Genomic DNA, 23,603 nt, shown 5'->3' on the forward strand with positions numbered 1-23,603 from the left:
ACGAGATATGGGCGCATTCAACATCGGCATCGAGATCATCGGCTGGACCGCCGCCGCGATCATTCTCGCCAGCTATATCCTGATCTCGCTCGGCAAGCTCGAGCCGCGCGGCTATCTCTACCAGTGGATGAACGTTGTCGGCGCCGGCGGCTTCGTCATCAACTCGGGCTATAATGGCGCACTGCCATCGGCGGGACTCAACGTCATCTGGGCGGCGATGGGGCTGTTCACTTTGTGGAGCGTCTGGCGCGCGCGCACTGCGGCGCGCGCGACGGTCCACTAGGGCTTCGCGGCGGCATTCCAGGCCGCGACCTTCGCGCGGGTATCGGCGAGCATCTTATCAAGTGCGGCCCGGTCATGGACAAGCCCGCGCATCACCACAGTGTCGATCGCGCGCGTCGCGGTGATGTCCTCCAGCGGGTTGCGATCGAGCAACACCAGATCGGCCGCCATGCCCGGTTTGATCGCGCCATAACGATCGAGCCAGCCGAACCACGCCGGCCCCGCGCGCGTCGCCGCAGCGAGCGCCTGCGCCGGGGTCAGCCCCTTTTCGACGAATAGCGCGATCTCGTCGTGCAGCCCGAAGCCCGGATAGTTGAAACTGTTGAGGAAACCCGCATCGGTCCCCGCGATGATCGGCACCCCCGCCTCGGCGAGCATCGGCAGGATGGTGCCCACATCCTCGATCTGCTTGTGCCGTGCGGCGATTGCCGCCGCATCGGCTTTGGCCGCGCGCTCGACGCGCCATTCATAGGTCTTGCGCAGCTTGGGGCCCATATAGGTGAGCCCCGCGTCCTTGCTGTGATCGTCGCGGTCGAGCCAGGCGATGATCCGGCTGCCGTTGAGCGTCGGGGTGACGAACACACCTTGCTGCGCAAAGCGGCGATAGGCGGTCATCGCGGTGTCGCGGTCGAACCCGCTGTCGAGCCGACGGTTTGCCTCGGCGCGGTCGATGCGGCCTGCGGCGAAATCGGCGGCGATTGCGGCCTCGTCCTTCGCCCCGGCATTATAGGCATAGTCGAGATGCTCGATCGAGCTCAGCCCCGCGTCGACCGCCTGCCCCGTCGTCAGCGCCATCGGGATATGCCCCGAGGTGCGGATGCCGAGCGCCTTCGCCCGCTTCAGCGCATAGAGGAAAAGCTCGGGCTTCAATGTGCTGTCGGTGATCTTGACGAAATCGACCTTGTCGCGGTTCTTCAGCCGGTCCAGCGCCGCATCGACATCGGCCTCGCTGCCGACCTCGATCGTCCCCTTCCACAGCGGCGCGATCCCTTCGATCTTCGCGCCCGAGGTGAGCAGGCGCGGGCCGAAGAGCTTGCCCTCCGTAATCGCGCCGCGCCACGCGAGCACCTGGTCGGCGAGGTCGCCCGAACAGTCGCGGATCGTCGTGATGCCGTTGGCAACATAGAGCGGAAACAACGCCGCATTTTCTTCGATCAGGTCGGGTCCGCCGCCGAAATGGACATGCATGTCCCACAGGCCGGGGATCAGATATTTGCCCTTGCCCTCGACCCGCTGCTTCGCACGCCACGCCTGCGCGATCGCGGCATCGGGACCGACCGCGACGATATCGTCGCCGTGCAACACAATCGCCTGGTCCTCCACCGCCTTCACCGCCTCGACATCGATCAGCGTGACATGGCGAATGATGACATCGCCCTGCCGCGGCGCCGCCAGCGCGGGAGTCGCGAAGGCGAGCAGGGCCGAGGTGAGAGTGGCGATCAGGAATTTCATGGGGACGACCTTTTTGCGAAGTTGAAATCCCTTACCGCCGCCATGCCGGATAGAACAAGGATGAAGCGCCGTCCGGCCTCCCGCGCGATCATTCGCGAAACGCGCGCTCGCAATGTCGTCACCCCGATGACGCCCCTAAAGGATCACCCGTGCCCGGTCGCGACGGAACGGGCCAACCCAGCGACGCTTTGCCGCCTGAAAGCGAAACTAGGCTTGACCATTTCAACTCTACCAATCAAGTTGAATTACCGGGCTGATCCCGACCGGCATCGATTTTCGGGATTCGCGGCTTTTGACCGGGAAGCAGCTTGCTCCGCGTTACCAACAGCTAAAGCGCGCGATGCTCAGGCGACAGCGCCAGGTATCGTGTTCCCCTCATTCGATGAGGTGATACGATGCAATATTCTCCGCCGCGATAGCGACCACATGTCCAAAACGGTGCGCCACCTCTAGCCCAGAGCGCGCGCCTATCTCATCAGCGGCGAGCTTACCGCTTCATACCGGAATCGCCGCTGCGCGATCGCCGACCCATTTGCGCGCCATTCTGGCGCCCGCCTCCCATTCGACACAAGGAACTTCGACATGACCGTCCAGACGCTCGAGCATGAGACCGCAACCGCACTCTTCGATGTCACACCGCTCCAGCCGAGCCTCGGCGCGCTGATCACCGGCATCGATCTCGCCAAGCCGATCGACCGGCACAGCTATGACGCGCTCCGCGCCGCGCTCCTCAAATATCGCGTGATCTTCTTTCGCGACCAGAATCTGACGCGCGAACAGCATATCGCGTTCGGCGCCGCGTTCGGCGATCTTGAAGAGCATCCGGTCTTTTCGCTGCCCGACTATCCGCAGATCCTGCCGCTGATTTCGGAGGAGCTGAAAGGCAAATATCGCCAGTCGACCGACAGCAACTGGCACGCCGACACGACCTTTCGCGCCGAGCCGTCGGCGGCATCGATCCTGATCCAGCGCGTTTCGCCCTCGCTAGGCGGCGATACGGTGTTCGCCAACGCCGTCGCCGCTTATGACACGCTCGACGAGGAGACGAAGGCGCGGATCGACGGCCTCACCGCGATCCACGATCCGAGCATCTTCATCCAGTTCCTCGACAGCGATGAGAAGAAAGAGGCGCTCCGCGCCAGCTTCCCGCCGGTCGAACATCCGGTGGTGCGCATCCATCCCGAGACCGGCGAGAAAGTGCTCTACGTCAATTCGGTCTTCACCCGCCATATCGTCGGCCTGCCCGAGGACGAGAGCAAGGCGCTGCTCGCGCGGCTGTTCGATCAGGTGAAGCGCCCCGAATTCCATGTGCGCTGGAGCTGGCAGCCCGGATCGATCGCCTTCTGGGACAATCGCGCCACCCAGCACTACGCCGTCCCCGACTATAGCGAGGCGCGCCACATGGAGCGCGTGACGATCGTCGGCGACCGCCCCGTCGGCCCGACCGCCGCCTGACCCAGAACAAACAAAGGCGGTCACCATGAAACTCTCCCTCACCCCACTTCGCGCGATTGTTGCCGGCGCATTTCTGTCGCTCGCCGCGTGCGGCGGCGCGGCCGAAAGCGGCACGACGCTGAAGGTCGCCGACCAGCTCCACGCGCTCAAATCCTCGCTCGACGTCGCGGGCGAGGGTCAGCCGACCGACTACAAGATCGAATGGGCCAATTTCATCGGCGGCCCGCCGATCATCGCCGCGCAGACCGGCGGATCGATCGACGTCGGCTGGATGGCCGAAACCCCGCTGATCTTCGCGCAGGCCGCGGGCAGCCCGGTGAAGGTCGTCGCGGTCAGCCAGTCGGCGAAGGCGGGCGGATCGGCCTATGCGCTCGTCGTCAAACCCAATTCGCCGATCCGCACCGCCGCCGATCTGAAAGGCAAGTCGGTGACCTTCATGAAGGGCACGGTGCTGCACTATTTCATCGCGAACCTGCTTGAGAAGCAGGGCCTGTCGCTCAAGGACATCAAGCAGGTGCAGGCGACGGGTTTCGGCACGGGCCTGCTCGACAAGGGGGCGGCCGATGCGATCATCCTGACCGAACCCTTCCTGACCGAACTCGAACAAGCGGGGAAGATCCGGATCATCGCCAACGGCGCCGACTATACGCCGGGCTTCAACTATCTGGTCGCGTCGGACGCGGCGCTGGCGGATCCGGCCAAGGCCAGGGCGATCGGCGACCTTGCCGCGCGGGCGGCGCGCGCACAGCGCTGGCAGCGCGAAAATGTGAAGAAGGCCGCACCGGCGCTCGCGAAGCAATATAATGTCGGCATCGACATCGCCGAGAAGATCATCGAGCGATCGCCGTCGAAATACACCCCGATCGACAACAGCATCATCGCGGCGCATCAGGCCGAAGCCGATCTGTTCCTCAAGGAAGGGCTGATCCGCAAGAAGCTCGACGCGTCACAAATCTTCGACAAGCGCTACGACAGCATCGTCGCCGCGCAGGAGGCGGCGAAGTGAACGCGCCGACGCCGATCGCCGCGTCGGGGCTGACCGCGTCGGGCGATCCCGGCCGGCTCGTCCAGCCGGTCGTCCGACAGGCCGGAAACCACTCCGAAAAGCTGTCCTTTGTCCGCCGCGCCATCGGACCCCTGATTGTTGTCGCGCTCTGGGCGGTTTCGACGAGCGCGGGCTGGATCGACCCGTCGATCCTCCCCTCGCCCGCCGGGCTGGCCGCGGGATGGCAACAGCTGTGGACCGAGCAGGCGCTCGCCACGCAGATCGCGACCTCGCTCACCCGCGCGCTCGTTGGCGGCGCGGTGGGTATCATCTTCGGGCTGGTATTGGGCACGATCGCCGGCCTGTCGAAGCTCGGCGAGGAGTTGTTCGACGCGCTGCTCCAGATGCTGCGCACAATCCCCTTCCTCGCGCTCGTCCCGCTGTTCATCGTCTGGTTCGGGATCGGCGAGGCGCCCAAGCTTCTCCTCATCGCGCTCGCGACGATGTTCCCGATGTACCTCAACACCTATGCCGGGGTGCGCAATGTCGACCGCAAGGTGATCGAGGCGATGCGCAGCTTCGGACTCGGCGGCCGCCGGCTGATCCTCGACGTCGTCTTGCCGCTGGCGCTGCCGCAGATTTTCACCGGGCTGCGCTTCGCGCTGGGGGTCTCGGTCCTCGTGCTGATCGCCGCCGAGCAGATCAACGCCTCCGCGGGGCTCGGCTATTTGCTCAACAGCGCGCAAATGTATCAGCAGGTCGATGTCATCCTGATCTGCATCGCGATCTACGCCGTCCTCGGCCTCAGCGCCGACCTGATCGTCCGCTCGCTCGAACGGCTGTTCATGCCGTGGCGCGCGGGCATTGCCGTCCGATAGGAGATTGTCCATGAGTGCCGTCCTTTCGATCGATTTCGCAGCCGCCGAGCGCGTCGCCGAGCCCAGTTTCCTGCATCACCCGGTCGCAGTCGAGGCCAGCGAAGTGAGCCGCAGCTTTGCGGGCAATAGCGTCCTCGACAGCCTCGACCTCACGATCCACAGCGGCGAATTCGTCGCGCTGCTCGGCGCGTCGGGCAGCGGCAAGACGACGCTGCTGCGCATTCTCGCCGGCCTCGATGCCCCCGATGGCGGCGAGGCCTGGGTTCCCGAGGCGCGCACCGTCGTGTTTCAGGAGCCGCGCCTGGTCCAGTCGAAAAAGGTCTGGAAGAATGTCGTGATCGGCCTGAGCGGCAAGCAGGCGTCGCGCGAACGCGCCGAGGCCGCGCTCGCCGAGGTCGGCCTCGACCATCGTACCGACGCGTGGCCCGCAACGCTATCGGGCGGCGAAGCCCAACGCGCCGCGCTCGCCCGCGCGCTGGTACGCGAACCGCGGCTGCTGTTGCTCGACGAGCCCTTCGCGGCGCTCGACGCGCTGACCCGGCTCAAGATGCAGCGGCTGATCGGCGAGCTGTGCCAGGCGCACGGCCCCGCGACGCTGCTCGTGACGCACGACGTCGAAGAAGCGATCCTGCTCGCCGACCGCATCCTCGTGCTGCAGGACGGCGCGATCGGATACGACACCCGCGTTCGCCTGCCCCACCCGCGCCGCGCCGGAGGCAAGGAATTCGACGCACTGCGCGACACCTTGCTCGCCGAACTGGGCGTGCCGCAGACCGAATAATTCCATCCCCCCCAACCCAAGGACCTCGCCATGACGAAAACCAACGACGCCCGTCCCAACGTCCTGCTCATCGTCGTCGACGACATGGGCTTTTCCGATCTCGGTGCTTTCGGCAGCGAGATCGACACCCCGCACCTCGACGCGCTCGCCGCTGAGGGCGTGCGGCTTACCGATTTCCACTCGGCGCCCGCCTGCTCGCCAACGCGCGCGATGCTGCTCTCGGGGGTCGATCATCATATCGCGGGCATCGGCTCGATGATCGAGACGGTGCGCCCCGACTTCAAGGGCGCGCCGGGCTACGAGGGCTATCTCAACGACAGCGTCGCGGCGCTGCCCGAACTGCTGCGCGATGCCGGCTATCGCACGATCCTGTCGGGCAAATGGCATCTCGGCCACACGCTCGACCGCGCGCCGCACGCGCGCGGGTTCGAGCGCAGCTTTGCGCTGCTGCCGGGCGGCGCCGACCATTTCGGCGGCGGCCCGCTCGACCGCATCGCGGCGCGCGGCCCGATCTATGCCGAGGACGGCGAATGGGTGACCGACCTGCCGACGCCCTTCTATTCGACCGACTATTTCGCAACGCGGCTGATCGAATTTTTCGAGGAAGCCGACACCGCCGGCGACCATCGCCCCTTCTTCGCCTACCTCCCCTTCTCGGCCCCGCACTGGCCGCTGCAGGCGCTCGACGCCGACATCCAGAAATATCGCGGCGTCTATGACGACGGCCCCGATGCGCTGCGCGCGCGCCGGCTCGACCGGCTGAAGGCGCTGGGGCTGGTGGCGCCCGACACGACGATCGCGCCGGTTGTTGCCGAGGGCGAGCCCGAATGGGCCGACCAGACCGCCGAGCAGCGCGCGCATTCGGCGCGCACGATGGAAATCTATGCCGCGATGGTCGACCGCATCGACCAGAATGTCGGGCGCGTCGTCGGCCACCTCAAGCGCACCGGCCGATATGACAACACGCTGGTCATCTTCCTCTCCGACAATGGCGCCGAGGGCGCGATCGTCGAGGCGATGCCGATCATGGGCCCGGTGTTCGCCAGGCTGATCGCCGAGCATTGCGACAACAGCTTGGACAATCTCGGCCGCCCCGGCTCCTATGCCTGGTACGGTCCGCGCTGGGCGCAGGCGGCGACCGCGCCGTCGCGGCTGGTCAAGACCTACACGACCGAGGGCGGCATCCGCGTGCCGACGATCATCCGCGCGCCGGGCGGCCAGCGCGCCGGCGAGATTTCGCAGGTGTTCGGGACGGTCAAGGACGTCACGCCCACGCTGCTCGAACTCGCGGGGGTTCAGCATCCGGGCACCCGCTACCGGGGCCGCGCGATCGCCGCGCCATCGGGGCGCAGCTTCGCCGCCTGGCTCGACGGCGCCGAGGCGATCCACCCCGCGGGCACGACGACCGGCTGGGAGCTGTTCGGCCGCCGCGCGCTGCGCAAGGACGACTGGAAGGCGGTCTATGTCCCCGGCGCCGACGGCAGGTCGCAATGGCAACTCTACGACCTGTCGCAGGACCGCGGCGAGGTCCACGATCTCGCCGCAACCCGTCCCGACAAGCTCGCCGAACTGCTCGCCCACTGGCGCGACTATGTGCGCGACAATGGCGTCATCGAGGAAGCGATCAGCTTCTTCGACAGCGACCCGGCGGCGTTCGAGGCCGGCTGGATTTCGGATCCGCGCGAACGGGAGACCGCATGACCCCGCGTGGGCCGTCTACGCGCCGCTTATGCTGTTCTGCTCGCGCGCCTGAATGACACGGCTCTTCGGCGGGACGTCATGCGTCAGCCACACATTGCCGCCGATTTCGGATCCCGCGCCGATCGTGACGCGGCCGAGGATCGTCGCGCCGGCATAGATCACGACATCGTCCTCGACGATCGGGTGGCGCGGAATGTTGCGCACCATCACCCTCGCCTCGTCGGCGGCGAAGCTGCGCGCGCCGAGCGTCACGCCCTGATACAGTCGGACGTTGCGCCCGAGGATCGCGGTTTCGCCGATCACCACCCCCGTGCCATGATCGATGAAGAAGCTGTCGCCGATCTGAGCGCCGGGGTGGATGTCGATCCCCGTCTTGTCGTGCGCCACCTCCGCGATGATCCGGGCGACCAGCCTCGCGCCATCGACATGCAATTGATGCGCAAGGCGGTGATGAATGATCGCCAGCATCGAGGGATAGCAGATCAGCACCTCGTCGACGCTGCGCGCGGCGGGATCGCCGCGCCACGCCGCCTCGACGTCGCTATCGAGCAGGCGGCGGAGCGCCGGTAGCCGCTCGGTGAAGGTCCGCACGATCGCGGCCGCGCGCGCATCGACGGCATGGGTCGTTTCGTCGGCCATGGCGTAGATGAGTTCGAGCCGCACCTGCCCGTAAAGCCGCGCAAGCGTCGTCTGCAGCGTCTGTTCGACGAACACATGCTCGTTGTGCGGCCGCACGAAATCGGGACCGAGTCGGAGCGGATAGAGCGCGCCGCACAGCGCCCCGACGATCTTCAGCAAATCGCCGCGCGACGGGAAGCCGTCACTGCCATATTCCGCATTGTGACCATAGGCGTCGCGCCATTCGCGGCGAATCTCGGCAAGTTCGGATGCGATCGCCGCGACACCATCGGTCAGTTCGGGCCGATCCGCGTCGGCTGTCCCGATCACAGGCCGAGCCGCTGCCAGAATTCCTGCGCGCTCACGCGCCGCCTGTCCGCCGGATGCGGCAGCCATGACGGATGCGGGAGGGGCTGCGACAGGGTCGATTGACGGCGACGGGGACCTTCTTGGCGCCGGACTCTCATATTCGTATCTCCTTTACAGAAGCACGAATCCGACGTGTCGCCAGGTCTTCGTGCGCTTTAGCCGTTGGTGACGCGGAGCAAGCTGACAGCTATCAAAAGCCGCGAGATCCGAAGATCTGCAATTTATCTACTTATTTGATTGAGATATGTCGCGCGAAGCTTTCTTGGCCGCGCGAAAGCAAAAGTTTCGCCTCAGCGAAGCCCCGCGCCATCGTTCCCTTCGGCCGTCAGCCCGTCACGAAAGCGCGCGAGCCGCTCCACCGCCTCGTCGAGGACGGCAGCGTCCTTTGCGAAGCACAGCCGCACGATATGGCGCGGCCCCTCGCCCTCGAACAAGGCCGAGACCGGAATCGACGCCACGCCCGCCTCGCGGACCACCCGCTCGCTGAAGCTCCGGTCGTCGATCGCGATCCCCGACGCCGCGAGGTCGATGCAAAGGAACCAGGTTGCCGCGCTCGGCAGCACCGCAAAGCCGGCATCGGTCAAACCCCTGGCAAGCCGTTCGCGCGACGCTGCCCAGGCCGCGCGTTGCGGTGCGAACCAGCTGTCGGGCCGATCCAGCCCCTCGGCGACCGCCCACTGCAAGGCCGGCGGCGTGGTGAAGGTCAGAAACTGATGCGCGCGGCCGATGGCCCGGGCCAGGTCGGGTGACGCGCAGAGCCAGCCCGTCTTCCATCCCGTCAGTCCGAATATTTTTCCTGCCGAGCCGATCTTCACCGTCCGCTCTTCCATGCCGGGCATCGACCAGAGCGAGCGATGCGGCACGCCGTCGAACCGGACGTCTTCCCAGACCTCGTCACAGATCGCGACCAGATCGTTGCGCCGACATGCTGCGGCGATGAGCGCGAGCTCGCTCCCGGAAGCAACCTTGCCCGCCGGATTGAGGGGATCGTTCAACAGGATCAAGCGGGTGCGAGGCGTCATCGCGCGATCGAGGGCAACGGCATCATACCCCCAATCGGGTGGGCTGAGGTGGACCGAAACCGGCATCCCGCCCGCTCGCCGGATCATTGGCGCATAACTGTCATAGGCGGGCTGGAACAGGATCACCTCGTCGCCGGGCTTGACGAGAGCCAGGATCGACGCCGCGAGCGCCTCGGTCGCGCCCGACGTTACGACCACCTGGTCGCGGGCGATACGCAGCCCTTGCCGGCGCCCATAGAAACGACCGATCGCGTCGCGCAGCTCCGGCAGACCGAAAGCAGGCGGATATTGGTTCGATTTCTCACGCAGGGCCCGCGCCGCGGCCTCGATCATGTCCGGCGACGGGGCCTCGTCCGGAAAGCCTTGCCCGAGGTTTATCGCGTCATGCGCAATGGCGAGGCCCGACATATATTCGAATATCGTCGGTTCCATCGCTTCGTAAATGGGATTCAGGCGGGTCACGACACACTCCGGCAGCGCATTGGGCATGGATTGTCGCGCATCGGAGCCATCGCTGTAAAGGCGGATGCTAGTCCTCGGCGGCGTCCAGCGCCTGATCGACGAGCCGCGCGACATCGGCGAAACTGGGTTGCGCGCAGGCCGCCAGATATTCGGCGCGCAGACGGAGCACAAGATCGCCGATAGCCGGAACGTCGCCGATCAGGTCGATGCCCTGACCCGCCGACCACAGATTTTTCCATGGTTTCACGCCTTCGGGCAAATGATCGTGGCTCATGCCGGGACCGGTGGGTGCGGGCAGATTTTTGGGGTCGAGGCCCAGCCTTTCCATCGAGGGCCGCAGCCAGTTCGCCGCCACGCCCGCGATTTTGGGCGTGAACATCAAATCCTCCGAATGGCATTCGACCAGCATCCGGGCATATTCGGGATCGACGCCGGCCTCCTGCGTCGCGATGAATCGGGTCCCCATATAGGCGAGGTCGGCGCCGAGTATTTCGGCCGCGCGGATGGCCGCTCCCGTCGAGATCGACCCCGCCATCAACAGGGTGCCATCGAAAATCTTACGAATTCGCGGGATCAGCACGAGGTGACCGACGCTGCCCGAATGGCCGCCGCCTCCCGCGCCGACGCAGGTCAGCCCGTCGACCCCCGCCGCGATCGCCTTTTCCGCGTAGCGGAACGACACCACGTCGTGGAATATCTTCAATCCCGCGTCATGGACCCGGCGCGTCAGTTCGGCGGGGTTGCCGAGGGCGCTGATGATGATGTCGACGCCATAGCGTTTGGCGACTTCGAGATGCCGCTCCGCCTCTGCGGGGTCCATCCGCGAGGCGAGGTTCACCGCCAGCGGACCGGCCCGCGCACCGGGATGGGTCTCAGCATGACGATCGAGGTCTTCGCGAATATCCTTCAGCCAGGATTCGAACATTTCGAAGCTGCGCGCGTTCTGACGCGGGAGGGCGCCCATGATCCCCGCCTTGCACGCTTCGCGGACCATCGCGGGGTTGCTGACCAGAAACATCGGGGCGCAGACCGCCGGAAGGACCATCCGGTCGCGCAGTGCAGGTTCAAGCGCCATAAGAAATCCTCCCACCCTGTCGCCTCCGCGACATTTACAGTTTAATTATATATATGTTTTTAGAACCGCAAGCGCGAGCGCTTGTCAAGCGCCCTCTGGCCGCGCCGCGCGATGCGCGCGGCGATAGGCGGCGGGCGACATGCCGACCGCCGCGAAGAAAACGCGGCGAAAGGACGGGATGTCTGTGTAGCCGACCAGCTGCGCGATTTCGGTCACCGAACGGCGGGTTTCGGTGAGCATGATCATCGCCGAATCGACCCGGGTGCGTTGAACGAATTCGCGCGGCGTCGCCGACCCGACGGCCCGAAAGCGGCGGATCAGCGACTGGTGGCTGACGCCGAGGTCGCGCGCCAGGTCGCCGATCCGGAACCGGCGGGTGAAGCGGTCACGGATCCACAATTGCGCGCGGGCGACGAAGGGGTCGGCGGCGGACGCGAGTGCCGCAGCCAGCGGACCCGGCGGTTCGCGCGCCGCGATGCCGCGCCCCACTGCGATCGAATAGGATTCGGCGAACAGGCGCGCCACCAGCGCGGCGCTGTCGGCGTCGCGGCTGCAGGTCCAGATGTTGCCGGCGTGGGTGATTACATTGTCGGGGTCGATCGCCACACGCGGAAACAGCCGCCGCATCGCCGGCACCAGCCGGGCGCCCACGGCGCCGGCACGGCCGTCGAGAAGCCCCGCCCCGGCGAGATGGAACACGCTCGCCCCGCAGGCGCCGATATCGACGCCTTTGGCATTCTGCTCGCGGAGCCACGCATGCAGGGGTGCGAAGCCGGACAGCAGCCCCGCCATCGCATCGGGATCGACCAGCTGGAACGAGGGCAGGAAGATGAAGCGCGGGTCGTCGGTTTCCGCGAGGGTCGCGTCGGCGGCGAAACGCCGCCCGCCGACCAGCGCGATCGGACCGGGTTCGGCCGCGAGAAGCCGCAGCTCGGTCTGCATCCGGGCATAGTCGCCGAGCGCCGGATTGGTCGCAAAAACCTCCCCGAGCCGCGCATGAGCGTCGATGATCGCGCCGAGGGTGGCGACATAGCTGGGCGAAGTGACGACGGCGGCGATGTAGGACATGCCCGGCTTTCGGAAAAATGCCCTCCTATAATGTCAAAAACGCCCCTTGTTGTCGAGACGGGCTTTCGCTCAAATCATCGGCGATGCTGGAGAGCCGGTCGATACCGGTCGCGGCGGAGAGGATCAGAAAGGAAGCTCATGGCCGTGCAATCCATCTCGATGCCCGATGCGAAGGATCTCGATGTCCTGAGCGTCAAGCCGGTGCAGGAACTGCAATCCTGCAACCATCTGCTCGACGATCATGCCGCGCTGATCCGCTTCCATGACGAGGAGGGTTATATCCTGCTGCGCGGCGTCCTCGACGCCGCTTCGGTCGAAGAGGCACGCCAGGCGATGTTCGCGGTGATGGAGAAGCACGGCCTGATCGAAGCCGGCGCGACCGAGCCGGTGTGGACCGGCACGCCGTCGCCGGGCGGGATGGAAGAGAGCCCCGAATTTTCGGGCATCGCGCGCAAGCTGATCGAGCATCCGACCAATATGCGGCTGATGGAACAGATCCTAGGCGAACCCGCGTGCATCATCCCGATCGTGCAATATCGCGCCTATCCGCCGGGCGGATCGGTCACCGGCGTCCATCAGGACGGATTTTTCAGCCCCGGAATCAAGAATTACAAGCCGGTGTGGACCCCGCTGACCAATTGCGAACGCGAGGTCGGCGGGCTGATGCTGGCGGTGCGCCAGTGCAACCGGGGATTTTTCCACAATATCGCCAAGACGCCGAGTTCGATCCCCGAAGGCGTGATCCCCGACGACAGCTGGGCGACGACCGATTATTTCCCCGGCGACGTGCTGATCCTCAATCCCTGCACCCCGCACGCCAGCATGCCCAATGTTTCGAACCGCTGCCGCGTGACGATCGACACGCGGGTCCAGTCGGCGGCCGACCCGCGCGTACTGATGGCCGATATCGTCGAAGCGACCCCCGATTCGATCCGCGTGCGCACCTTGGACGGCAAGGAACGCGGCTTCGCGGTCGACGACCAGACCTTCATCCGCATCGAAAACCCCGGGGTGCGCCAGAAGCGGTCCGACTATGTGCCGAGCGCGGCGCCCGGCAAGCGGATCGTCGTGGTGTTCGACGGCGACCATGCCGAAACGCTGCGCCGCGCATCCGAAAACTGACGCGGTCGGTGCGCTGGCTAGGGCGATCGCCGGCTGAGGCCGTCGGCCGCATTGGACCCCAGGGTGCACAAGGGCGCGGCATGGCCGCCAGCGGCGTTGGTGCTGACCTCAAGGTTCGACATGCCGCGCCGTCCATCCAGCGTCGCGGTGCCGATCGTCTCGACCGCGGTATAGCCGCGCACCTGCATCAAGATGGCGTCGGCGCGGTCGCACGCGACGCGCAACACCTCGCCGGTCGCCAGATGCAGCACCGCTTCGCCATGCCGCGGCGTCAGCGCGTCCGATTCGAGCCCGACCACCAGGTCGCTGTCGACGATCGCGATCGTCGTCCCGTCGCGCCAGACATAGCCGACCTTCATCACCCGTCCCGCGTGAACGAGATGGATGATGTGGGTCGTGAGGTTGGGACCGAAGACGCAGGGCCACCAGCGGGTGCCGCGGCTCTGCGACCAGTCGCGCCGCCCCCACGAGCGGTCGCGATAGCCGAGCGCGTCGATCGCGATCTCGCGGTCGCCGATGCGGACCGTCCCGGTCATCCGCCCCGACACCTCGAAATGATGCGCCGCACCGGTCAGTTGGCGCCCCGGCATGGCGACCGCATGATAGTCGAAACGCGGGTGGAAGTCGGTGAAACGCAGCGCCGCTTCGCAGTCGGCGAAATCGGCGACGATCGCCGCGTCGCCGTCGAACGATACGCGAAGATGCGGACCCCAGCCCATATGCGCCTCGCCCCGGTCGGCAGGATCGAGCGCCGTGCCGGTGACATTCGATCGAAAGCGCAGTCCGTCATGGGTGAAGAGGCCGAAACAGCTGTTGACCGCGCCCGCGACGGGTTCCTGGCCCAGGCGCCAGAAGCCGCCGACGCCGGCATCGAGGTCGTGCCAGACGAACAGGCTGCTTTCCTGCCACAGCGGATCGTCATCGGGCCGGTGGGGGCGGTCGTCGGCTTCGGAAAAGATATGCATGGCGCTATCCTTGTTGGCGTCGTAACGAGCGCGAAAGGGCCACGCGATGCCGCACGCTGAGCGCAGCCCGGACGACCTGCGCCGGCGCCTCGGCGACTGGGCGAAGCGCCGACTGGCCCGATTGGGAGGCGTCGAAATCGGGGCGATCATCGCGGCGCAGGGCGGGGCGTCGAGCGAAACCTGGCTGATCGACGCCTTGGTCGGCCCCGATCATCGGCCGGCCCATTGGGTCCTGCGGATCGAGCCGCGAGGCCATCAGGTCTATCAGGACCCGTCGGTCGCGCGCCAATATCGGGTGATCGAGGTGCTGGCGGGCGAATCCGGCCTGTCGATCCCGACGCCGATCGCGCAAGAGGACGACCCCGACATTCTCGGCGCGCCCTTTTTCCTGATGGCGCGCGCGCCGGGGGTGGCGCCGCCGAACGACTATCATCGCGAGGGACTGCTGGCGACCGCCACGCGCGCCGAGCGCGAGGCGATGTGGGCGCAGGGCATTGCGTTGATGGCGCGGCTCCACCGCCTCGATCCCGCGCCGTTCGCCTTTCTCGCCCCGCCGGGAATCGCGCCGGGTGTCGACGGCGTGGCGCAGGAACTGGTGCGGTGGGACCGCTATCGCGGCTGGGCTGCCATCCCCCACCTGCCGCTCTATGACCATGCGCGGCGGTGGCTGGAGGATCATCGCCCCGCGCCGCGCCCGCCGGGCTTTGCGTGGGGCGATGCGCGGCCACCCAATTTGCTGTTCGCCGATGGCCGCTGCACCGCGCTGCTCGATTGGGAAACCGCCTCGCTCGGCGGCGCCGAGACCGACCTTGGCTGGTGGCTGTTTTACGACCGGATGATCTGCGAAGCCGCCGGCGTGCCGCGGCTCGACGGGATCGGCGACGCCGAACGGACCGTGGCGCTGTGGGAAGCCGAGGCCGGGCGCAAGGCGCAGGCGATGGAATGGCACATCGTCTTCGCCGGCTATCGCTTCGCACTGATCAGCGAGCGCGCCCGCGCGCTGGCGATCGCCGCCGGACGCCTGCCTCCCGAAGCCCGCGGCGCGGCCAATCCGGCGGTGCAACTGCTCGGCGAACTGATCCCCGGCTAGGCGCACGACGCCCGTCTTGCCCTCCAGGGAAAACATCGCGCGCTCCTTCGGTTTCAGGTTCCCGCCGCGCCGTCGACCAAAACGACCGACCCGTTGACGAAGCTCGCCGCGTCGCTCGCCAGAAAGGCGATCATCGCGGCGATTTCGTCGGGCCGGGCGATGCGGCCCTGCGGGATCATCGCGACGATCTGATCGAGATGCGCCTTGGGCAGGCCGTCGAGGATCGCGGTGTCGGTGACCCCCGGCGCGACCGCGTTGCAGCGGATGCCGTCGGCGGCATATTCCTTGGCGGTCTGCTTGGTCAGCATGATCATCCCCGCCTTGGAGATGCTGTAGGGGCCGACGCGCGGCACCGCGTGCATGCCCGCGGGCGACGCCAGATTGACGATCGCGCCGCCACCCTGCGCGATCATCAGCGGCAGCGCTGCGCGCGTCAGCGCCAGCGGCGCGCGCAGGTTCGCGCCCATGACCGCGTCATATTCGGAAAGGTCGAGCTCGTGTAGCCGCTTGGTGCGCGGGCCGCCGATGCCGGCGTTGTTCACCAATATGTCGATCCGCCCAAAGGCCGCATCCAGCGCGGCGAACAGGCTTGCGACGCCCTCGGGCACCGTGATGTCCGCGGCGTGGACCCGCACACCCGATATGTCCGCCGCCAGTCGTTCGAGCCCCGGCCCGTCGACGTCGCTCGCGAACACGCGCGCGCCATCGGCGACGAAGCGGCGGACGACCGCGCCGCCGATACCCCCGGCCGCCCCGGTAACCAGCGCGACCTTGCTGTCCAGCGCACCGCTCACAGGCGCGCGGCCATCGCATAGCTCGACATGTCGGGCAGCATATGGCCGCCATCGACGACCAGCGCCTGCCCGGTCACGAATTGCGAGGTCGGCGAACAGAAGAACATCACCGCATTGGCGATATCGCTGGGCAGGCCGGCGCGTTGCAGCGGGATGTTCGGCACAATCTTGTCGCGCGTGACATCATCCATCTTGGGGCTGCGATCGTCGATGACGAGGCCCGGTTCGATGACGTTCACCGTCGCGCCATGCTTCGCGAATTCGAGCGCGAGGTTGCGCGCGAGGCCGTTCATGCCGCCCTTCGATGCGGCATAGCTGTCGAGCCCGGCGAGCCAGGCGTGGTTTCCGATCAGCGAGGAAATGCCGACGATGCGGCCGTTGCCGCATGTCTTCACATACGGCAGCGCGGCGCGGCTCAGCCACATGAAGCTGTAAAGATTGGTCTTGAGGACGCTGTCGAACTCCTCGTCGGTGACCTGTTCGAACGGGGTGAACGGAAAGATCGCGCTGTTGTGGACGACGATGTCGAGCCCGCCAAAGGCATCGACCGCCGCCTGCACCGCCGCATCGCATGCCGCGCGCGTCGAAAGGTCGAGCGCGACCAGTTCGACCTCGCCGCCCATCACGCGCAGCTCGTCGGTGACCTCCTGCCCGCTGGCTTGCGTGCGGGTGGCGATCATCACACGCGCGCCATTCTGGACGAGCTGCGTCGCGATGACGCGGCCGATGCCGCGCCCGCCGCCGGTAACCAGCGCGACTTTTCCGGCAAGATCGATCTTCATGTCCGTCCCTTTCCCTTGGTGGCCGCGATCGCGTTTTCGGTCCAGGCCCAGAGCCGTTCGGCGGCATCCGGATCGCGCGCCCAGGCTTTGACCCCGTCGCGCCGGCCCTCCCGATTGGGCAGCGCTTCGTTGCAATCTTCGAGATAGAGGCCGCCGCTGCCGTCGAGTTCGCGGCCGAGTGCCGCCCAGACCGTCGTCGCGCAGCCCTGTTCGACCGTCTTCCACTTGTACTGGCTCGCGCTCGCGGGATCGACGCCGAGCCGTTGGCGAATTTCGTCGGTCATATGCCGCCCGAGCGAGGTGTGAATGCCGCCGGGCATCAGCGAAAAGGCGCGAATGTCATCGCCCCGATAGCGGCGGTCGAGTTCGAGCGCAAACAGCGCATTGGCAGTCTTCGACCGGCCATAGGCGGCGAGCGGATCATAGTCGGTGCGTTCAAAATTGGGGTCGTCGAAGTCGAAGCCGCTCCACAAATGCCCGCTCGACGCCACCGCGACGACACGCGCGCCGTTCGCGGCCTTGAGCGCCGGGAGCAGCAGGCTGGTCAGGTGGAAATGGCCGATATGATTCACACCGAGCTGCATTTCGAACCCCTGCGCGGTGCGCATCAAAGGGCAGGCCATGATCCCGGCATTGTTGATCAGCAGGTGCAGCGGCGCCCCGCTGTCGGCGACGGCAAAGGCCTCGACCGAGCGAAGGTCGGCGAGATCGAGCGCGGCGGCGCTGGCCTTGCCGCCTGCGGCCTCGATCTCGGCGACCAGCGGCGCGGCGGCAGCGGTGTCGCGGACCGCGAGCACGACCTCGGCGCCGCGGCTGGCCAGCACGCGCGCGGTTTCGACGCCGAGTCCGGCGTTCGCCCCGGTGATGATCGCGCGCTTACCCGACAAATCATGGCCGGCGGCGACTTCGGCGGCGGTCGATTCCCAGCCGAAGGGGGAGGTTATGCGGCTCATTCACTTTTCCTTTTGTCCAGGAACAGGGTCTGGTGGGCGTGGCCCAGTTCGCCCTGTTCGTCGGCGAGTGTGGAATGGACGATCGCGATGCCATTGCCCGCGCTTCGGGTTTCGGCGGCGATCCGCACCCATTCGCCCTGCGGCATGCGGGTCAGGTGCAGGCTGATGTCGACATTGGCGAAGCTCCATTCGCGCCAGTCGACAAAGCTCGACGTGCCGCTGCCGAAATCGGCGGCCATCGCGAGTTGGACGAAGGGTGAGATCGGCACGCCGGGAAGGATCTCGCCGGTCATCCGCGCCCACACGACCCCCGGCCCCGGGACTTCGAGCCCGCCCGATTCGAGCCGCGTCTCGTTGATATGCTGAAGCGGCGAGCGGCCGCCGTTGAGGCTCGGCAGGTCGGCGGGCGGCAGCGGGTGGCGCGGCGCATCGGTGGCCGGGGATTCTCCCGCCCGGATTCGCAGGGCCGAGGCGCGCGCGGTGGTGGCGCCGTCCTGTATCAGTTCGACGTCGAGCAATTGCAGCCTTTTGCCCTCGCGCAGCACCGAGACCCGCGTCTCGACCGGCGCCATCAGCGTCGGCTTCATCATGTCGAGGAGCAGACGGCTGGTGACCATCGGCACCGGGCTGGGCGCCTGTTCGATCAGATGCGCGATCAGCGCGTTGAGCACGACCCCACTTTGCAAGCGGCGGTCCCACGGCCCGGTCGCGAGCGCGGTCGGCACATAGGCGCCGTCGACCAGATCATAGATATGGCGCACCAGCGGGCGCGAAACCTCGACGTTCATCAGCTGGCTTTCCGAAGAGCGTCTGGCCACGCCCGTTCGGCAACCTCCGCCACATGGGTCCGAAAGCCGCCCATTTCGCCGACCAGCCAGCGCAGGCGAAAGGTCCACAGGTGCAGCGCATGCTCCAGCGTCATGCCGAGCGCGCCGTTGAACTGGTGGACGTCGTAATTGACCTGCGTGATCGCGCGCTGCGCGTGCAGCGCCGCCAGCGCCGCGTCGAGCGGCCGGCCGCTCCACGCCGCCTTCATTGCGAGCCAATAGCTGCCCCGGCATTTTTCGGCGTCGGCGGCGAGGCGATGTTGCACCGCCTGGAACGAGCCGACGGGGCGGCCGAACACATGGCGCTGTTTCACATAGTCGGTGGTGAAGTCGGTCGCCGCCTGCATCGCCGCGGCGATTTCGAGCGCCAGCGCGAGGCGCCACAGCCGCCGCAGTTCGACCGCCTTGCCGGCGCCGAGCCGCCGCGCGGCGGTAAGATCGGGCGGCGCCGCGAGCTTACCGAGCGGATAGGCATAAACGCCGTCGAGTTCGGTAACCGCCAGCCCGGCCATATCGACGACCGCGACATCGTCGCCCAGATCGATCAGCAAGGTCCGCGCGTCGCCGAGGAAACGGATCCCTCGGGTCAGATCGGCCAGCCGCCCGATCGCGATCGGACGCGGTAACGCTTCGCCGGTGAGCAACGGCGCGACCAGCGCCGAGGCGCCGACCTCGATCACCAGCGGCGACAGCGCGCATTCATAGACGAGCGCCGCCGCATCGACGGCGCCGCAGCCCGGTTCGAGCGCGACATCGAAAAAGCCACCCGCCGCGAGCGACGCATCAAGCGCGGCAGCACGGTGGAAGGTCTTTGGTTCGACGACATTGCCGGTGCGCGGCAGGTCGCGGTTGTCAGCGACCATCCGCATGATCGTTTCGCGCAGCGCCCGCTGGTCGGCGGAAAAATCGAAATCCATGGCTCAGGCTCCCCGCGGCAGGCCGAGGTAGCGGCCCGAAATCATGTTGAGCTGAACCTCCGCCGCCCCCGCCGCGATGCCGGCGGTGATCGCCGAGTTGAACTGCGCGCGCAGATGACCGTCGGCGCCATCGACGAGCAGGTCGGGCAAATAGGTCGAGGTGAGGTTGGCGACCGCATGGTCGGCCTGGATCATCGCATAGCGCGCGAGATAGGTTTCCGCGCCGGGGTCGCTGTCCTTTGCGCGGCCGTCGATGACCAGATAGGTTTGCAGGCGCGCTGCCTCGACCGCAGCGAGCGCGATCGCGCAATCGGCGCGCACCACCGCATCGTCGAAATCGCCGCGCGCTTTCAGCACATCCACGATATGCGCGAGGCCGCGCGCCGCCTTTTCATAGCGCCCGGCGCCGATCCGTTCATAATGGATGATCGCCTGGACGATCTTCCAGCCATGGCCTTCGTCGCCGAGCAGCGCATCCGCCGGCACGCGCGCGTCGGTGAAGAAGATTTCGTGAAAATCGTGGCGCGAATGGACGCCGGGGATCGGACGGATTTCGATGCCCGGGGTGTCCATCGGCACGATGAAGCAGCTCACCCCGCCCTTGCCCTTGCCGCCGACGCGCGCGAGCAGGAACATGATGTCGGCGCGCGCCGCGTAGGAGGTCCAGATCTTCGACCCGTTGATGACATAATCGCCGCCATCGGGCTCGGCGCGCGTCTGCATATTGCCGAGGTCGGTCCCCGCCTCGGGTTCCGAAAAGCCCTGGCACCAGAGGAGTTCGCCCGCCGCGATCGCCTGCAGATAGCGTTGCTTCTGGGCCTCGGTGCCGAATTTCATGATCGCCGGACCGGCCCAGTTGGTCCCGAGGTAGAGCGACGAGCGCGGTTCGCCGATCGACCACATTTCCTCGCTGACGATGATTTGTTGCCACGCACTGGCATCGGAGCCGCCATAGTCTTTTGGCCAGTGCCGGACGATCAGGTCGCGTTCGGCGAGCCGGGCATTGAAGGCACGGGCATGCTCCATCAGCTTGGGGCTGGACGGCCCGTGCGGCGCATAATTTTCCCACCAATCATCGGGCAGGGTCGCCAGCACCTCATGGAGTTCGGCCCGATACGCCGCCTCCGAATCGCTCCAGGCAAATTCCACATCGCTCTCCTCGCTTAACTGGTATACTTATTCTGCGCATCGTTCGCTTGTCAAACGAGAGGAAAATCACGAAGTGTCGGAAGGCGAGAGGGGACGTACCGTCCCGGGGGGCAGATCGAAGATGGTGGGCGCGGGCAAGCGCAGACGAAAATTGGGGGAGATTGTCGCCGAACGCATCATCGGCGAGATCATCCGGCGCGGCTGGAAAGAGGGTGAGGTGCTGGGCACCGAAGCCGATTTCATGGAGATGTTCCGCGTCTCACGCGCGACCTTCCGCGAAGCGGTGCGCCAACTCGAATGGCATGGCGCGGCGGGGATGCGGCGCGGCGTCTATGGCGGCCTCGTCGTCAAGGCGCCGCCGCGCCACGCGATCGTCTTTGCCGCCAAAACCTATTTCGAGCTGACGAAGGTCGAACGCCCACTGCTCGACGACACGGCCGCGATCCTGCGCGCCGCGCCGCGGCTGCACGCCGACGCGGACAACCTGGCGATCGAACTTTTCCTCGAGGCGGTCGACCGGCGGACGATCACCGATCTCGCCAACGAGCGCATGGTCGCCGGCTCGGTGCCCAAGCTGAGCGAGACGATCGCGCTGCGGCTGGTCCAGGATATCGAAAATGCCGGGGCGAAGCGCGGCACCAACCTGGGCAACGAAGGCGAACTCCAGCGGCGCTATGGCACGAGCCGCGCGGTGATGCGCGAGGCGCTCCGGCCGCTCGAACTTCACGATATCGTGCGGGTCAAGACCGGCGCGCAAGGCGGCGTCATCATCCGCGAATGCGACCCGGCTTATACGATCGAACTGACCTCGATCTTCCTCACCTACTCGCGCATCCCGCTGTCGCATCTGTGGGAGGCCCAAAGCTGTCTCGAGATCGCGGCGGTCGAGAAATTCGTCCGCCGCGCCGACGCCGAATCGCTTGGCGCGCTGCGCAAGGCGCTGGTGCGGCTCGACCAGGCGTCGGCGGGCCATTATCTCGCATCGGCGTGCGAGTTTCACCAGATCATCGCCGATCACAGCGGCAACCGCGCGCTCGCGCTGTTTGTCGGGGTGGCGCTCCGATACGGCCTGACGGTGATGCCGATGCCCGACGAGAATTTCCTTCCCGAACTCAAGATGCAGCACGGCCACATGGTCGATGCCATCGCGGCCGGCGATCGCGATGGCGCGATGGCGTCGATGCGGGCGATGTTCGATCATGCCCGTCGCTGGATCGCGCGAATCGAACGCAAGCAGGAACGTCGGGCCGCCGAATTGTCAGACTGAGCCAAGGCAAATGCCGTCGACCGCGAAGGGCGCAGCGGCGACCCCGGACCGGTCGAGCGTCGGCGACAAAACCATGCGTTCGGTCCCGGCCCGCGCCGCGAGTTCGGCGAGCGCGGCATCGGCCTCCCCCGCCGCGACTTCACAGATCGCCAGATAACGATAGGGATAGGGACGCAATGCCGGATGGTCGATCAGCCGGAAGCGCTGGACTGCGACGAAACCGGGCACCGCGAGGACGTCGGGGAGATGGGTGTGATTGTACCAGTGGTTGAAGACGTCGTCGTCGCCGGGCTTGGCGTTGGTGAGGACGATATGGAGCAATCGGTCCTTGCCCCCGGCGTCGGGCGTGACGGTCGACCGCCGACGTTCGGTCAACGCCTCGGCGATCGCCATCATCATCGATTCGCCGTCGAGCGTGTCACTCATCGTCCAGTCGCCGCTGCCGGCGCGGGTGAATATTTCCGTCAGGATCGCGGCCGGGTCGCCGTCCAGCCAATAGGTCGCGGCGTTCGACCATCGCGGGTTTTCCTCACTCTCGGCAACGCGGGAAAATTCGCCGCGCAGCACCCCGGACACGCCGCAGACATCGGGAAGATGATGCGCCAGATACCAGTCGCGGTGCGCCGTTTCCCGGCCTGATTTCGGGTTCTGCAGTACGAGCATCATCGCCTTGGCTTCGGTCATATTCGCTCTCCGTCACGCGCCATGTCGAAATGGGGCTTGCCGCGAACCGCCGTTCGATGCAAGGAATATGGTATACCAGTTAGGAGGATTGAGGGTGCCAGCGCGATACGCGAATTATTCGGCCATCAAGGTCGGGCAGGACGGCCATGTCCTGACGATCACACTCGACAACCCGCCGCTCAACGGCATGACGCCCGAGGCGCATGAGGAGTTGACGCGCATCTGGGCCGACGCCGGGGCCGACCCCGGCGTGCGTGTCATCATCTTCACCGGTGCGGGCGAACGCGGCTTTTGCGCCGGCGGCGATCCCAAAAGGATGATCGACAATTGGGGCAATCGCGAGCGCTGGCATGTCGGAATTTTCGAAGCGCGCGCGATCATCGTCGGCATGCTCGAATGCCCGAAGCCGGTCATCGCCCGGATCAACGGTCATGCGATGGGCATGGGCGCCAGCCTCGCGCTCGCGGCCGACATCACCATCGCGGTCGAAGACGCGCTGATCGGCGACCCGCACGTCAGCGTCGGTCTCGCGGCGGGCGACGGCGGTTCGCTGCTGTGGCCCAATCTGGTCGGACTGGTCGAGGCGCGCCGCCATTTGCTGAGCGGTGATCCGCTGCGCGGCAAGGACGCCGCCGCCAAGGGGCTGATCACCGAGTCGGTGGCCCGCGACGATCTGGATGCCGCGGTCGCCAAATGGGTCGCCACCTTCCTCTCCAAATCGCCGAGCGCGCTGCAGACGACCAAGCAGGCGCTGAACCTCGACATCCTCGACAAGGCGCGGCGCCACATGGGGGAGATGCTGCGGCTCGAAACCCGGTCGTGGGAATCGCCCAATCACCGCGAGGCGGTGCAGGCGATGATCGACAAGCGCCCGCCCGATTTCATCGACGAGTGAACAGAAAGCC

Annotated in this window: 23 protein-coding genes; 10 read left to right on the plus strand and 13 right to left on the minus strand. The window is 66.5% G+C overall.

Going from position 1 to position 23,603, the window contains the following annotated elements; all coding sequences use genetic code 11:
- The first annotated feature begins 7 nt into the window (after nt 1-7).
- Nucleotides 8-283, plus strand: coding sequence for a CBU_0592 family membrane protein (locus AC07U1_RS01830; protein ID WP_495178736.1), 276 nt, complete (start codon nt 8-10; stop codon nt 281-283).
- Here the strand turns inward: AC07U1_RS01830 and AC07U1_RS01835 are convergent.
- Complete coding sequence (locus AC07U1_RS01835; RefSeq protein WP_495178737.1) at nt 280-1,734, minus strand: amidohydrolase family protein; 1,455 nt, start codon at nt 1,732-1,734, stop codon at nt 280-282. The genes AC07U1_RS01830 and AC07U1_RS01835 overlap by 4 nt on opposite strands.
- 582 nt (nt 1,735-2,316) lie before the next feature.
- Here AC07U1_RS01835 and AC07U1_RS01840 point away from each other — a divergent pair.
- Genes AC07U1_RS01840 through AC07U1_RS01860 form a run of 5 tightly spaced genes read left to right on the plus strand, consistent with a single transcriptional unit; the run spans nt 2,317 to nt 7,534 of the window.
- The gene (locus tag AC07U1_RS01840; RefSeq protein ID WP_495178739.1) at nt 2,317-3,189 is read left to right on the plus strand and encodes a TauD/TfdA dioxygenase family protein; all 873 of its coding nucleotides are present in this window, start codon (nt 2,317-2,319) and stop codon (nt 3,187-3,189) included.
- A 25-nt stretch (nt 3,190-3,214) separates the two neighbouring features.
- Nucleotides 3,215-4,195, plus strand: a complete 981-nt coding sequence (locus AC07U1_RS01845; protein ID WP_495178740.1) for an aliphatic sulfonate ABC transporter substrate-binding protein — start codon at nt 3,215-3,217, stop codon at nt 4,193-4,195.
- Entirely contained in the window at nt 4,192-5,052 is an 861-nt protein-coding gene (locus AC07U1_RS01850; RefSeq protein WP_495178741.1) for an ABC transporter permease, read from the plus strand. The genes AC07U1_RS01845 and AC07U1_RS01850 overlap by 4 nt, the downstream gene beginning before the upstream one ends.
- Before the next feature lie 10 nt (nt 5,053-5,062).
- Nucleotides 5,063-5,833, plus strand: coding sequence for an ABC transporter ATP-binding protein (locus AC07U1_RS01855; RefSeq protein WP_495178742.1), 771 nt, complete (start codon nt 5,063-5,065; stop codon nt 5,831-5,833).
- Nucleotides 5,834-5,863: 30 nt separating this feature from the next.
- On the plus strand, nt 5,864-7,534 hold the full coding sequence (locus AC07U1_RS01860; protein ID WP_495178743.1) for an arylsulfatase: 1,671 nt from the start codon (nt 5,864-5,866) through the stop codon (nt 7,532-7,534).
- 15 nt (nt 7,535-7,549) lie between these two features.
- Here the strand turns inward: AC07U1_RS01860 and epsC are convergent, their stop codons facing one another.
- The 4 genes from epsC to AC07U1_RS01880 form a co-directional block, all read right to left on the minus strand.
- Nucleotides 7,550-8,482, minus strand: coding sequence for a serine O-acetyltransferase EpsC (epsC, locus tag AC07U1_RS01865; protein WP_495178744.1), 933 nt, complete (start codon nt 8,480-8,482; stop codon nt 7,550-7,552).
- Nucleotides 8,483-8,811: 329 nt separating this feature from the next.
- The gene (locus AC07U1_RS01870) at nt 8,812-10,032 is read right to left on the minus strand and encodes an aminotransferase (RefSeq protein ID WP_495178745.1); all 1,221 of its coding nucleotides are present in this window, start codon (nt 10,030-10,032) and stop codon (nt 8,812-8,814) included.
- Nucleotides 10,033-10,072: 40 nt separating this feature from the next.
- A complete protein-coding gene (locus tag AC07U1_RS01875) occupies nt 10,073-11,080 on the minus strand; it encodes an NAD(P)H-dependent flavin oxidoreductase (RefSeq protein ID WP_492735988.1) in 1,008 nt (335 codons plus the stop codon).
- 84 nt (nt 11,081-11,164) lie between these two features.
- Nucleotides 11,165-12,148, minus strand: a complete 984-nt coding sequence (locus tag AC07U1_RS01880) for a GlxA family transcriptional regulator (protein ID WP_495178746.1) — start codon at nt 12,146-12,148, stop codon at nt 11,165-11,167.
- Nucleotides 12,149-12,286: 138 nt separating this feature from the next.
- Between AC07U1_RS01880 and AC07U1_RS01885 the strand changes: the two genes are divergently transcribed.
- Nucleotides 12,287-13,270, plus strand: coding sequence for a phytanoyl-CoA dioxygenase family protein (locus AC07U1_RS01885; protein WP_056344027.1), 984 nt, complete (start codon nt 12,287-12,289; stop codon nt 13,268-13,270).
- A 17-nt stretch (nt 13,271-13,287) separates the two neighbouring features.
- On the opposite strand, the gene AC07U1_RS01890 is transcribed toward AC07U1_RS01885, so the two are convergent.
- Nucleotides 13,288-14,235, minus strand: a complete 948-nt coding sequence (locus tag AC07U1_RS01890; protein ID WP_495178747.1) for a DUF7064 domain-containing protein — start codon at nt 14,233-14,235, stop codon at nt 13,288-13,290.
- 46 nt (nt 14,236-14,281) lie between these two features.
- Here AC07U1_RS01890 and AC07U1_RS01895 point away from each other — a divergent pair, with 46 nt between their 5' ends.
- Nucleotides 14,282-15,325: a phosphotransferase family protein gene (locus AC07U1_RS01895; protein ID WP_495178748.1), complete on the plus strand. Its 1,044-nt coding sequence runs from the start codon at nt 14,282-14,284 to the stop codon at nt 15,323-15,325.
- A 53-nt stretch (nt 15,326-15,378) separates the two neighbouring features.
- Here AC07U1_RS01895 and AC07U1_RS01900 read toward each other — a convergent pair whose 3' ends face one another.
- The 6 genes from AC07U1_RS01900 to AC07U1_RS01925 are packed head-to-tail and all read right to left on the minus strand — an operon-like array spanning nt 15,379 to nt 20,747.
- Nucleotides 15,379-16,119 (minus strand): SDR family NAD(P)-dependent oxidoreductase, encoded by a 741-nt coding sequence (locus tag AC07U1_RS01900; RefSeq protein WP_495178749.1) that lies wholly within the window; start codon nt 16,117-16,119, stop codon nt 15,379-15,381.
- The gene (locus tag AC07U1_RS01905) at nt 16,116-16,901 is read right to left on the minus strand and encodes an SDR family NAD(P)-dependent oxidoreductase (RefSeq protein ID WP_492735977.1); all 786 of its coding nucleotides are present in this window, start codon (nt 16,899-16,901) and stop codon (nt 16,116-16,118) included. The genes AC07U1_RS01900 and AC07U1_RS01905 overlap by 4 nt, the downstream gene beginning before the upstream one ends.
- Nucleotides 16,898-17,854, minus strand: coding sequence for an SDR family NAD(P)-dependent oxidoreductase (locus AC07U1_RS01910; protein WP_495178750.1), 957 nt, complete (start codon nt 17,852-17,854; stop codon nt 16,898-16,900). Before AC07U1_RS01910 ends, AC07U1_RS01905 begins: the two co-directional genes overlap by 4 nt.
- Entirely contained in the window at nt 17,851-18,672 is an 822-nt protein-coding gene (locus tag AC07U1_RS01915; RefSeq protein ID WP_495197623.1) for a thioesterase family protein, read from the minus strand. Before AC07U1_RS01915 ends, AC07U1_RS01910 begins: the two co-directional genes overlap by 4 nt.
- On the minus strand, nt 18,642-19,598 hold the full coding sequence (locus tag AC07U1_RS01920; RefSeq protein ID WP_495178752.1) for an acyl-CoA dehydrogenase family protein: 957 nt from the start codon (nt 19,596-19,598) through the stop codon (nt 18,642-18,644). Before AC07U1_RS01920 ends, AC07U1_RS01915 begins: the two co-directional genes overlap by 31 nt.
- A 3-nt stretch (nt 19,599-19,601) precedes the next feature.
- Nucleotides 19,602-20,747 carry an acyl-CoA dehydrogenase family protein gene (locus tag AC07U1_RS01925; RefSeq protein WP_492735969.1) on the minus strand — a complete coding sequence of 382 codons (1,146 nt, stop codon included), beginning with the start codon at nt 20,745-20,747 and terminating at the stop codon, nt 19,602-19,604.
- A 151-nt stretch (nt 20,748-20,898) separates the two neighbouring features.
- On the opposite strand from AC07U1_RS01925, the gene AC07U1_RS01930 reads away from it, so the two are divergent.
- Entirely contained in the window at nt 20,899-22,014 is a 1,116-nt protein-coding gene (locus AC07U1_RS01930; protein WP_187139044.1) for a GntR family transcriptional regulator, read from the plus strand.
- On the opposite strand, the gene AC07U1_RS01935 is transcribed toward AC07U1_RS01930, so the two are convergent.
- Complete coding sequence (locus AC07U1_RS01935) at nt 22,006-22,698, minus strand: hypothetical protein (RefSeq protein ID WP_495178753.1); 693 nt, start codon at nt 22,696-22,698, stop codon at nt 22,006-22,008. The genes AC07U1_RS01930 and AC07U1_RS01935 overlap by 9 nt on opposite strands.
- Before the next feature lie 94 nt (nt 22,699-22,792).
- Between AC07U1_RS01935 and AC07U1_RS01940 the strand changes: the two genes are divergently transcribed.
- Nucleotides 22,793-23,593 carry an enoyl-CoA hydratase/isomerase family protein gene (locus tag AC07U1_RS01940; RefSeq protein ID WP_495178754.1) on the plus strand — a complete coding sequence of 267 codons (801 nt, stop codon included), beginning with the start codon at nt 22,793-22,795 and terminating at the stop codon, nt 23,591-23,593.
- Nucleotides 23,594-23,603 lie beyond the last annotated feature (10 nt).

The sequence above is a fragment of the Sphingopyxis sp. GW821-FHT02C12 genome (genome assembly GCF_059421785.1).

Excerpts from the sequence above, each read along its gene's own strand:
- AC07U1_RS01830 (WP_495178736.1), top strand. The coding sequence starts at position 8 with ATGGGCGCATTCAACATCGGCATCGAGATCATCGGCTGGACCGCCGCC.
- AC07U1_RS01895 (WP_495178748.1), top strand. The coding sequence starts at position 14,282 with ATGCCGCACGCTGAGCGCAGCCCGGACGACCTGCGCCGGCGCCTCGGC.
- AC07U1_RS01870 (WP_495178745.1), bottom strand. The coding sequence starts at position 10,032 with ATGCCCAATGCGCTGCCGGAGTGTGTCGTGACCCGCCTGAATCCCATT.
- AC07U1_RS01920 (WP_495178752.1), bottom strand. The coding sequence starts at position 19,598 with ATGGATTTCGATTTTTCCGCCGACCAGCGGGCGCTGCGCGAAACGATC.
- AC07U1_RS01890 (WP_495178747.1), bottom strand. The coding sequence starts at position 14,235 with ATGCATATCTTTTCCGAAGCCGACGACCGCCCCCACCGGCCCGATGAC.
- AC07U1_RS01840 (WP_495178739.1), top strand. The coding sequence starts at position 2,317 with ATGACCGTCCAGACGCTCGAGCATGAGACCGCAACCGCACTCTTCGAT.
- AC07U1_RS01845 (WP_495178740.1), top strand. The coding sequence starts at position 3,215 with ATGAAACTCTCCCTCACCCCACTTCGCGCGATTGTTGCCGGCGCATTT.
- AC07U1_RS01885 (WP_056344027.1), top strand. The coding sequence starts at position 12,287 with ATGGCCGTGCAATCCATCTCGATGCCCGATGCGAAGGATCTCGATGTC.
- AC07U1_RS01905 (WP_492735977.1), bottom strand. The coding sequence starts at position 16,901 with ATGAAGATCGATCTTGCCGGAAAAGTCGCGCTGGTTACCGGCGGCGGG.
- AC07U1_RS01860 (WP_495178743.1), top strand. The coding sequence starts at position 5,864 with ATGACGAAAACCAACGACGCCCGTCCCAACGTCCTGCTCATCGTCGTC.
- AC07U1_RS01880 (WP_495178746.1), bottom strand. The coding sequence starts at position 12,148 with ATGTCCTACATCGCCGCCGTCGTCACTTCGCCCAGCTATGTCGCCACC.
- AC07U1_RS01835 (WP_495178737.1), bottom strand. The coding sequence starts at position 1,734 with ATGAAATTCCTGATCGCCACTCTCACCTCGGCCCTGCTCGCCTTCGCG.
- AC07U1_RS01875 (WP_492735988.1), bottom strand. The coding sequence starts at position 11,080 with ATGGCGCTTGAACCTGCACTGCGCGACCGGATGGTCCTTCCGGCGGTC.
- AC07U1_RS01855 (WP_495178742.1), top strand. The coding sequence starts at position 5,063 with ATGAGTGCCGTCCTTTCGATCGATTTCGCAGCCGCCGAGCGCGTCGCC.
- AC07U1_RS01910 (WP_495178750.1), bottom strand. The coding sequence starts at position 17,854 with ATGAGCCGCATAACCTCCCCCTTCGGCTGGGAATCGACCGCCGCCGAA.
- AC07U1_RS01935 (WP_495178753.1), bottom strand. The coding sequence starts at position 22,698 with ATGACCGAAGCCAAGGCGATGATGCTCGTACTGCAGAACCCGAAATCA.